Below are 9,914 nucleotides of genomic sequence, written 5' to 3'. Positions count from 1 at the left end.
TTCGCTCCGGCGGCCCGGGATGGCTGAGGCTGGATCAGGCGGTTGAGCTGGTCTTGTGGCTGACGGGGGGTCGGCCTTCGGCCGGGCTGACTGGGGAGGGGTGTCTGGCGCGCTGCTCGGGTGCGGGCCCGTGGACGCCGGGGCGGGGAAGTGCCGGCGCGGGCGGGATCAGTGGCGAGTGGTCTGGACCTCTTGGCGCGCGAAGTGCGGCCTGACCTGACAGTCCGCCAGAGTGCTTCACTTTGCACCGTCAGCTGATCCCGCCTGTAGAGCTCTCCCCTCTCGGGTTTCCGCGTTTTCCTGCGGGCCCGACTGGGGCTCTGCTATTCTGCTGTTCGGTCGCCTTTAATGGGCTGTATTGTCGGTCGAATTTCTCTTCGAGTTTCGTCCGGCCGCGTGCATCAAAACTGACTGCAAGGCTATCCCGTGTGAACGTGGGTGCCTATTCGAGAGGGGCAGGGCATGGGGACTTCCGGGGCGGTGGCGGGGCGTCAGGGGCGGGCCCGGGGCATCCGGCTGAGGCCGCACCAGGAGGAGGCGGTGGAAGCCATCGTGCGGGCGCTGACGCCCCGTCCGGGGCGCGTGGTCCCGGCGGGCCTGCGGGCCACGGTGCAGCTCGCCACCGGCACCGGCAAGAGCTTCGTGGGGGCGGTCGCGGCGCAGCGGCTCGCGCCGCGGGGCCTGGTGATGGTGGTGGTGCCGACGCTGGACCTGCTGACGCAGATGCGGGCGAGCTGGGTCGAGGCCGGCCGCGCGGGGGAGGCGCTGGCGGTGTGCTCGCTGGTGCAGGACGAGCTGCCGGAGGGGATGCCGGGGACCACGAACCCGCTGGTCATCGCCTCGTGGATCGACCGGGCGGCGGCCTCGGGTCGGCCGCTGACGCTGTACTCGACGTACGCGGCGGCGGGGGCGGTGGAGGACGCCTACGCGGCCTGGCCGGAGCGGGAGGGCCGGGAGCTGGCCCCGCTGGACCTGATGGTGTGCGATGAGGCGCACCGGTCTTCCGGGTCGGCGGAGAAGGCGTGGACGGTGGTCCACGACCAGGACGCGATCCCCTCGGCGCGGCGCCTCTACATGACGGCCACGCCGCGCATCTGGATGCCGCCGAAGCGCCGCCGGGGGGAGGCGGAGGAGGGCCGGGAGGGGCGCCGCGAGGCCTTCCAGCCGCTCCCGGAGGAGCTGGCCGTGTCCATGGACGACCAGGCGATCTACGGGCCGCAGGTATACACACTAGGGCTGGCCGAGAGTGTGGATCGGGGTCTGCTGGCCCCGTTCGAGATCGTGGTGCTGGAGCTGCGCGACCCGGAGGCGGACACGGAGGCGGCGGCCGGGCAGCCGGTGCCGTGGGGTGCCGGCGCCGGGGAGGCCGACGACGGATCCGAGGACCAGGTGCCGGTCGCGCGGGTCGCGGCGATGCAGGCCGGGCTGCTCAAGGTCGCCATGGAGCACCGGCTGCGGCGCACGATCACGTTCCACCCGAGGACGCTGGAGGCGCGGTTCTTCTCCGAGACGCTGAACCAGACGGCGGAGAAGCTGCACGCCGAGGACCCGGTCGAATTCCCGGAGGAGGTGTGGTCGCAGTGGCTTTCCGGTGAGCACCCGGTGGATTACCGGCGCGGTATTCTCGGGGACTTCGGGCAGTCGGAGGAGTACGACGGTCTGGCGTACCGGGTGCTGGCGAATTGCAAGGTTCTGGGTGAGGGTGTGGACATGCCGGGGGCGGATTCCATTCTGCTCCAGGGGCGGGGAAGCATGGTCGATATCGTCCAGGCCATAGGGCGTGCGCTTCGAATGAAGCCCGGTGAGGGGAAAGTCGCGCGTATTGTCGTGCCCGTCTTCCTGCGCAAGGGCGAGCAGCCCGGGGACATTATGGAGTCGGATTCCTACGGGCCTCTGGTCAAGGTTCTGACGGCGATCCGCTCGCACGATGCGCGTCTGCTGGAGGCGTTGGCGGTGCCGCAGCGCAGCGGTCGGCGGACCACCGGCGGGCGGGCGGAACTCGTTGGTGCGCCTGGTGAGGGGGAGGACGGGGAGGAGTCTTTGGGGGCGTTCACGCTGCCGGTGCGGTTCCAGTCCCGGGTGTCCCAGACCGCGCTCGCGCTGTTCGTCTCCACGCAGGTCTTCCGGAGCGAGAGCGTGTATTGGAAGGAGGGGATGCAGCATTGCGCGGCCTGGGTCGAGGAGCACGGTTCGCTCGATGTCCCGTACAACGCGATGGTGGGTGAGCTGGGTAATTTCCCGCTCGGGAAGTGGCTCTCGGATCGGCGTCACGAGCGCGCATCTGGCGACATGGCCTCCTACCGTGTCGTTCTCCTGGATTCTCTGGGCATGATCTGGTCCGTTTCGGACGCCCGTTTCGAGGCCGGACTGGCCTGGGCGCGGCAGTGGGCGGCGGAGCACCACGGGTCGCTGGCCGCTCCGTCGCGGGCCTCCATCGGCGGGTACGCGATCGGCACCTGGTTGGTGGAGCTGCGGGCGCAGGCGGAGGTGCCGGCCGACCAGGCGGGGGCGCTGTCGCCCGAGCGTCGCCAGGCGCTGGAGGCGATCGACCCGTGGTGGTGCCCGGCGTGGCCGATCACCTGGCAGCGCTCGTACGCGGCCGCCAGGGCGTGGTGGCTGGCCTGCGACGGCGTGGTGGACTGGCCCGCGCTGCCCGTCGACACCAGCTTCGAAGGGGAGCCAATCGGGCGCTGGGTGCGGGCGCAGCGCGGCGGTTGGACAGCCCTGGCCGGGGAGCAGCAGGACTTGCTCCTGGCGCTCGGGATCGAGGCGGACGCCGAGCTGGCCGCCGAAGCCGCCGCGAAGGCGGAACGGGCGACCCGGCCGGTGCGGGCCCGCGGGGACCGGTTCGCGCAGCACCTGGAGGCCCTGCGGCGCTTCGCAGAGCGGGAGGGGCACGTGCGGGTGCCCCGGCAGCACAAGGAGCCGCTGGAGGCCGTCGAGGGCGACCAGGAGCCGGTGCTGCTGGGTCTGGGGGCGTGGCTGTCGAACCAGCGCTCCCGCCGGGCGAAGCTGACGGCGCAGCAGCTCGTCGCGCTCGGCCGGGCCGGGGTCGAGTGGGCCGCCGAGCTGGCCCCGGTGCGGCGGGAGACCGAGGAGGCGGCGCGGTGACGGTCTCTTGGGCCGCGGACTGGTACTGCGGGGAGTGCGGCAGCTCGGGGCAGGGGCACTTCGAGGACGACACCGACGTCGCGGCGGACCACGACTGCGAGGAGGCTGGCGGGTCGGGCGCGATCGGGTGGGAGGGCCGCGCGGAGTGCGGGGAGTGCGGCTGGGTGCTGGAGACGGACTTCGAGGACGACTGCTGGGTGGCGTCGGGCCACGTGTGCGAGGACGTGTCGGCAGTGCCGGCCGGAACGGAGCGGTGATGTTCGATCAGGTGCATCAGCTGGCGTCGGCGCGGAGGCGAGTGCAGCGCCAGACACAGGGGATGACGGCGGAGCAGATCGGGGTGGGCCTGGTGGCCGCACGGGACTGGGAGCGGCAGGCCGGCCGGGACGAGCACGCGGGGCTGGGCGCGGCGTGGGAGGTGGAGGAGTGGGAGCGGATCGACGTCCTGGTCCGCTCCGGCGGTCCGGGGGCGGTGTACGACGTCGCCCGGGACGAGCAGGCCCAGGCGTGGCTGGCCGAGTGGGAGCAGCGGTTGCAGGCCGGGCGCCAGGGGCGGCAGCGGCAGGTGCGCGAGCGGGTACGGCCGGCGGACCGGGTCCAGGTGCGCGCGGTGCTGCCGGGCGAGGCGGGACGGCATCTGCGGGCGCTGGCGGAGGAGCGGGGGTGGAGCGCGGAGCGGGTGCTGGCGGTACTGGCCGAGCACGTCCAGTTCGACGACGACGGCCTGGTCCACGTGCCCCCGGTGGCGGTCACCCCCGCGCCGCCCGGCCTGGAGACGGACCACGAGCACCCGCCCGTGAGCTACCAGGTGCGGCCGCGCTTCGGGCGCGACGACTACGGCGACAGCTACGGCGGCCCGATGCTGGACTGGTAGCACCCGAGGAAGCGAACGGCGGGGCCGTCACCGGCTGGTGACGGCCCCGGTCGCTTGCCGTACGGGGCCCGGTCCGGCTGGGCGCTGAGCGGCCGTCAGCGGGCCGTACAGGGCGGGGACGGGGGTACTGCGGGGCGGCGGATCAGGGGGTGTCGCCCCGCCACGTCCAGCGGCCCACGTCCTCCGCCCGCAGGCCCGCACCGACCCGAACGGCAGTTGAGCCGATCCAGTTCATCAGCAACTACCGGTCCAGCCCCTGACCCGGCACTCGGCACTCGGCCGGACGGGACCGCCTGATCGAGGCGGGACGGGCAGCCCTGCCCCAATCCGAGGTTCCGGCCCTGGCCGGCCTTCGCCGCACCGAGTCTTCTCCGGGGCGAGAACGAGCCCTTACGGTGGCGTCGTGATGATCTCCAGCGCACCGATCGTGCTCGCCGCCGGCTCGGGCGGCACCAGCAGTTCCACTCCCGCCTGGGTTCCCTACGTCAGCCTCGGCAGCCTCGTCGTCGGCGTGGTCGCGGCCGTCTTCGCAGTGTGGACCTTTGCGCACAACCGCCGCCGGAACCTGCGGGCGGACGAGGAGGTGTACGCGGTGAAGGTGGCGGCCTGGACCGGCGAGGACACCGGGCAGGGGCCTGGGGAGCTGTACCGCTACGACTCCCTGGTGGTGCACAACGGGTCTGACCAGCCGATCTACAACACGACGCTGGTGTGGCGGGCCGCCGAGCCGGGCGAGCTTGCCGGGGAGACCGATCTGCAGAACATCTACGTCGGCCTGGTCCCGCCCGGGGAGGACCGGGTCTCCAAGCTGCGGGAGATCTCGAAGCCGGAGATCGGGCAGCGGCCCGTCAGCGTGGCCTTCGAGGACGCCCAGGGGCGGTACTGGGAGCGCGACGAGACCGGCCAACTGCACCGTGGTAAGGACAAGGTGAAGCCAACGCTGATCGCCCCCACCACGGTGCGCGGTCCGAACGGTTCGATCAACCCCGCCTCGCAGCGCAACTGATTGCCCTTCCCCCGCCAGCAGCCCCGAACCGGACCGGAAGCGGCCGCGCTTCGGATACGACGACTACGGCGACAGCTACGGCGGTCCGGCGCCGGACTGGTAGTGGCGGGGAAGCGAACGGCGGGGCCGTCACCGGCTGGTGGCGGCCCCGTCGCTTTGACGAGTGAGATGGCGGTACGTCAGGCCGTAATGGTGGACACCGTGACCGGGACGACCGGCCCGTACGGGCCGTCGGGCGTGTAGTCCCGGTGCCCTTCGAGGCGCCCGGTGCGGGTGAGATCGATCCCGAGGTAGTCCGCCCAGATTTCGGTGTCCTCGTCGCTCTCCGCCTCGCAGTGCAGGCTCCCGTCGGCGGCCAGATTCCATCGCGCCCCGGGAAACTCCTGAGCGGTCCCGACGTCCTCGATCCACATGTCGAGAAGCCGGCGGGCCGCCTCCATCCGGCGTCCCTGCGCGGTGAGCGGACGGCGCCCGGTCGTCCGGGGGGCGGGCGGGGGTACCGGCGGGACCGCGGCCAGGGCCGCCAGCTCGGCGATGGTCCGACCCGGACGGCGGCGCGGCGGAGTGGTGTCGCCGACGGCCTCCTCTTCGTCCCGGACGTGGAGCGGGCGGCGGGGGCGATCAGTAGTCATGAGGCATTTTCCCAGGGAGCGCGCCCGCTACGAACACAGCGCTCCCGGTACGGTGCGGGTCATGAATGAAAGCCAGGACTCCGATCTGCGGCAGGGGACGCTGCCGACAGGCCGACCACCGCCGCCGGTCAGCGCTCTACGACCGCTGACCGGCAACATCAACTGAGACAACCTCACCGAAGCGCCGCCGACAGGCAACGTCAACTGAGACTTCGTCGAAGATCCGTCTCACCCGACCATGCATCACCGCTGGTCACAGCTTCGACTATCGGCAAGATCAAATGAGACGGGACACCTGTCTGTCCACCCCGCCCTCCCGCGCGAACCCCGACTCCGTTCGGTCCCCGGCCGGGATCAGCTGGTTGGCGGCCTGACGCAGTCCCGCCAGCGCGGCCAGTTCGGCGGTGCGCGCGGAGGACCGGGCCGCGGCCAGCTCGGCGACCACCGCGCTGGAGTCCTCAACCGCCAGCCTGTACGCCACGGTCAGCGCGGCCTGGGCCTCCTCCCTGTCATCCGGGTCCGGGTAACGGGCCTCGATGTCGTCGGCCCGCGCCAGCAGGTCAGCGAACTGCTCGTCCGTGAGCCCGTGGTCGTCACCCAACCAGGCGGTGAGTTCGTGCGGCTGCATGTCATGGGAGAGCCGGTCGCTGTCACCGCATCAGCGCGCCCTGCGGGGCGATAACCGGGACCCGCAGGATGCCGGTCACGCGCAGCCGCGTGTAGGGCAGGCCGGTGCCGGGGGTGGGCTCGGCGTCGGTGTCGGTCCGGATGCTCGCGGCCATCGCGGTCCGGACGTCGGAGGCGGCGAGCGTGCGCACCGTGCTGGTGTGTCCGGCCGGGCAGGCGTAGGTGACGACGGGCCCGTCGACAATCAGTGCGCCGCCGGACGGAGCCCGGCAGACCGGGCAGCGGATCGCGTCCGCAGACCAGCCGCCGGCCCAGGTCCTGGTCTGCTGGATGTGGCCCCCGTCGGCGTCGAGTTCGATCCGCAGCGGCGGCAGCAGCCCGGGCGGGGCGGGCAGCGCGCGCTCCTGGTCTGCGGTCATGCCGTCCAGGAGGCCGGCGAGCAGCACGGCCAGGCCGTCGATCTCGGCCTCGGGAGCGATGTCCAGCAGGACGTCGCCCAGGTCCGGATCCACTTCCTGAACACGGGTCAGGTCGTGGCCGATGCCCCACAGCGGGTCCGCCCGGTCGACGCCGTCGGCCGTGAGCGCGGCCAGGATCCGGGAGCGGAGCCCGGCCGGGTCGGCGCGCAGGAGGTGTTGGACCGTCTCCAGCGGCACCTCGGCCGGCGGCCGCTGCTGCTCGACCGACGCCGTGTGCACGGTCAGGGCCAGCGCGGCCAGGACGACCGGCCGCTGCCCGCTCCCCCACGACGGTCCCAGGAGCCGCGCGGCACGCAGCAATGCCTGCTCCCATCGCTGCGGCGCGCCGCTCCAGCCCAGTGCTCCCACTGCGGTCGGCAGCGTGGTCGGTGATCCCCGCATCGTCCCTCCTCGGCTCCGGCGCCCCACGCTACCGACCCGGGCCCGCCCCGCGGGGCCCGACACAAATGCTCGACCCTCTGGGTGCCGGGTCGATCCACGGGCGCCGCACCGCCGGTCCGGCACGAACGGCGGCTGCCGGGCGAGGGTTCAGCGGCGGCAGCAGCAGTGCTGGGCGCGGCGCCGGGCCGGACGCACCACGACCGTGCGGCGGACCTGGCCGACGGGCACGGTCTGGTCACCCGTCGGCAGTGCGGGCATCGGCGCGGGCAGGGCGGCGGCCGCGCGCGGCTGGAGCCGGCCGCGAACGTAGCGGACGCCGCAGAAGACCGCGCGGGCGACGCGGGCGATGTCGCGCAGCTGCTGGGCCCGCGGACCGAACGGGTCGGTGGCGGCATCGACGAAGAACTGGACGAAATGAGCGAGCGTCACAGCACGCACCCTTCAAGGAGTAGAACCTTCCACCCCTTCCGGGTGCTCAGTGCCCAACAGACAGCACCGCGCCGAAACCTGGACGAACCGGGGCACTCCCAGCGTGGGCGCGGCATTTTCCGAGCCGATAATGCCGATCGGCCGTCAGATCAGGCCCTGCTCCCGCCTTTGTTGGTAGGAGCGGCCGCGCGGCCCCGTCTGTGCGGCGGTGCGGGCAGGGCGATCTCCGCGTCCGTGGGAACATGGCGCCGCAAGAACTCGCGATTCGGAGGGTGCCGTGCTGTCCGCACAGGAGACGGAGGTGCCTCCCGAGATCGACCGCGAGGCACTGGACCGGGTGGTCGTGATCGGCAACGGAAAGGGCGGCGTGGGCAAGACCACCGTCGCCAGCAACGTGGCCGGCCTGGCCGCCGCCGACGGCATAAAGACGCTGCTGATCGACGTCAACGGCCAAGGTCATGTCGGCCGGGAGCTCGGGTTCCGCGAGGGGCCGCTGGACGACGGCGGTGCCGCGCTGCACGAGAGCGTGCTCTGGGGCAGGCCCCTGGTGCCCGTTCGGAACGTCCGGCCGAACCTCGACGTCGTCGTCGGCGGCAAGCAGGTCGGCGACCTGCCGGCTGACCTCGCTCTGCGTTTCCCGAACAAGCCGATCACTCAGTCGCTGATGCTGGCCGTCGCGCTCCAGGCCGTCGCGCCCGACTACGAACTGATCGTGATCGACTCCCCGCCGGAGAACCCGCCCCTCCTGCAGCTGTGCCTGGCGGCCGGACGATGGCTCGCCGTGCCCGTGAAGTCGGACTCGGGCAGCATCACCGATGGCCTGGGCGACATCAGCAAGGAGTTCGCTCTCGTCAAGGAGTTCTCCAACCCGGACGTGGAACTGCTCGGCGTCCTGCTGTTCGCCTCCGGGAGCAACGCGACCGCCATCCACCGCGAGGTCCGCACGGAGGTCGCCGACGTCCTCGGGTCCGACCAGCTGATGTTCGAGAGCATGGTGCGGTCCTCCGAGGCGGTGGCCCGGCAGGCCCGGAAGCGCGGTGTGTTGCTTCACGAGCTGGAGCAGGCAGCCAAGGACAATCCGAAGTTCTGGCAACTGCGCGCCGGCACCGCCCGACGTGACCAGGTGGTCAGTCCGACGTCGGCCTCGGTCTCCGAGGACATGGCTGCCCTCACCCGGGAGATCCTCTCCCGGATCGCGCAGCGCGAGCAGGAAAGCGAGATGGCATGAGCGGCCTGGGGTCGTTGAAGTCCGGCGACGAAACGAAGAGGACGCCTGCCGACATGTTCGGCAGCGGAACCTCCGGGCAGTCCGCCGGCGGCGACCGCTCGGCCGGACTCGGCTCAGCCCTGGGCGGGCGGCGCAACCGGAAGAGCTCCTCCGGCCAGGGGCCGGACACCCCGGCGAGCGGCGCGGTGGCGGTGTGGACCGGCAACACGGCATCAGTGTTCGCCAGCGGCCGGATGCTGACCGCCGCGGACATCTCCGGCTCCAGGCAGGAGCAGCTGGCGCTCGTCACCGAACGCCTGCGGGAGATCAGCCGTCTCGGCTCGGCCGCCGAGGACTACGTCGTCCTCACCAAGGGCGTGCTGCTGGAGGTCGCCAAGGAGCGCGAGCTCCACAAGGAGGCCGGTGCCGACAACTTCGCCCAGTGGGCGGCCGAAGTCCTCGATGTGGCGGAGAAGTACGTCTTCGAGCTGCTGAAGGACGCTCAGCGGATCCGGGCGCTCTCCCAGTTGAGGCCGGAGCTCCGCGAGCAGCTCCCCCAGGCATCGGCGCGCAAGGTCATCGCCGACGTGATCGCCAAATCCGGCGTCGCACGCGCCGAGCTGGTCATCGAAGAGGCACGGAAGAAGGCCGCCGAGACCGGTCGGCAGCGGCCCACTGCGGCAATGCTCAGCGAGGCGGCCGACACGCTGCGCGACAGGCCTTCCATCCCGACCCAGTCGGAGGGCTCGAACACGGACCAGGCTCCCCCTGGCGCGGGCGACAGGAGCGTGCCAGCGCAGCTGCTCCCGTTGAGCAAGGCCGCCGAAGCGGTGCGCGAGCGGGCGTACAAGCCCCTTGCCCCGGGCGCGGTGAAGGCCGCCGCCGACATCGACCCGACCGCGCTCGGCAAGTACCTGGACAGCATCGAAGCGGAGGTCGACCGCGTGAAGACCCGGATCGCGGCGGCCCGCAAGCTGATTCCCGTCGACGCCGAAGTGATCGAATAGCCGGACCGGTGAGGTAAGAAATTCTTACCTCCGAAAACGCAAAAAGGGCCCCGGCCCGCCCCCAGCGAACGGGGGCGGGCCGGGGCCCGGTTTCGTGACGGCGGGTCAGCCGTAGGGGGTGGTGGGCAGGGGGGTGGTGTCGGGGGGCACGCGAAGACGGT

10 protein-coding genes are annotated in these 9,914 nt (G+C 72.0%); 6 read left to right on the top strand and 4 right to left on the bottom strand.

All coding sequences use genetic code 11. From position 1 onward, the window contains the following. Positions 1 to 462 precede the first annotated feature (462 nt). The 4 genes from ACIHEI_RS37215 (at position 463) to ACIHEI_RS37200 (ending at position 4,991) form a co-directional block, all read left to right on the top strand. A complete protein-coding gene (locus tag ACIHEI_RS37215) occupies positions 463 to 3,111 on the top strand; it encodes a Helicase associated domain protein (protein WP_396609957.1) in 2,649 nt (882 codons plus the stop codon). Beyond that, positions 3,108 to 3,368: a hypothetical protein gene (locus ACIHEI_RS37210; RefSeq protein WP_396609956.1), complete on the top strand. Its 261-nt coding sequence runs from the start codon at positions 3,108 to 3,110 to the stop codon at positions 3,366 to 3,368. The genes ACIHEI_RS37215 and ACIHEI_RS37210 overlap by 4 nt, the downstream gene beginning before the upstream one ends. 62 nt (positions 3,369 to 3,430) lie before the next feature. After that, positions 3,431 to 3,985 carry a hypothetical protein gene (locus ACIHEI_RS37205; RefSeq protein ID WP_396609955.1) on the top strand — a complete coding sequence of 185 codons (555 nt, stop codon included), beginning with the start codon at positions 3,431 to 3,433 and terminating at the stop codon, positions 3,983 to 3,985. 403 nt (positions 3,986 to 4,388) lie between these two features. After that, positions 4,389 to 4,991, top strand: coding sequence for a hypothetical protein (locus tag ACIHEI_RS37200; protein WP_396609954.1), 603 nt, complete (start codon positions 4,389 to 4,391; stop codon positions 4,989 to 4,991). 179 nt (positions 4,992 to 5,170) lie between these two features. On the opposite strand, the gene ACIHEI_RS37195 is transcribed toward ACIHEI_RS37200, so the two are convergent. The 4 genes from ACIHEI_RS37195 to ACIHEI_RS37180 all read right to left on the bottom strand — a co-directional run bounded on the left by ACIHEI_RS37195 (position 5,171) and on the right by ACIHEI_RS37180 (position 7,539). Continuing rightward, positions 5,171 to 5,623 (bottom strand): hypothetical protein, encoded by a 453-nt coding sequence (locus ACIHEI_RS37195; RefSeq protein ID WP_396609953.1) that lies wholly within the window; start codon positions 5,621 to 5,623, stop codon positions 5,171 to 5,173. Between the two features lie 277 nt (positions 5,624 to 5,900). Beyond that, positions 5,901 to 6,251, bottom strand: coding sequence for a hypothetical protein (locus ACIHEI_RS37190; RefSeq protein ID WP_396609952.1), 351 nt, complete (start codon positions 6,249 to 6,251; stop codon positions 5,901 to 5,903). A 22-nt stretch (positions 6,252 to 6,273) separates the two neighbouring features. Then, positions 6,274 to 7,110, bottom strand: coding sequence for a hypothetical protein (locus ACIHEI_RS37185; protein ID WP_396609951.1), 837 nt, complete (start codon positions 7,108 to 7,110; stop codon positions 6,274 to 6,276). A 147-nt stretch (positions 7,111 to 7,257) separates the two neighbouring features. Continuing rightward, positions 7,258 to 7,539 carry a hypothetical protein gene (locus ACIHEI_RS37180; protein ID WP_396609950.1) on the bottom strand — a complete coding sequence of 94 codons (282 nt, stop codon included), beginning with the start codon at positions 7,537 to 7,539 and terminating at the stop codon, positions 7,258 to 7,260. Positions 7,540 to 7,840: 301 nt separating this feature from the next. Here ACIHEI_RS37180 and ACIHEI_RS37175 point away from each other — a divergent pair, with 301 nt between their 5' ends. Together ACIHEI_RS37175 and ACIHEI_RS37170 are read left to right on the top strand one after the other, a co-directional pair. Further along, entirely contained in the window at positions 7,841 to 8,767 is a 927-nt protein-coding gene (locus ACIHEI_RS37175) for a ParA family protein (RefSeq protein ID WP_396609949.1), read from the top strand. After that, entirely contained in the window at positions 8,764 to 9,753 is a 990-nt protein-coding gene (locus ACIHEI_RS37170; RefSeq protein WP_396609948.1) for a hypothetical protein, read from the top strand. The genes ACIHEI_RS37175 and ACIHEI_RS37170 overlap by 4 nt, the downstream gene beginning before the upstream one ends. The last annotated feature ends 161 nt before the right edge of the window (positions 9,754 to 9,914 follow it).

This window comes from Kitasatospora sp. NPDC051984 (assembly GCF_044593455.1).
GTDB lineage: Bacteria > Actinomycetota > Actinomycetes > Streptomycetales > Streptomycetaceae > Kitasatospora.
Note: the sequence above shows the minus strand (reverse complement) of the source record. Positions and strands in the feature narration are given on the sequence as shown.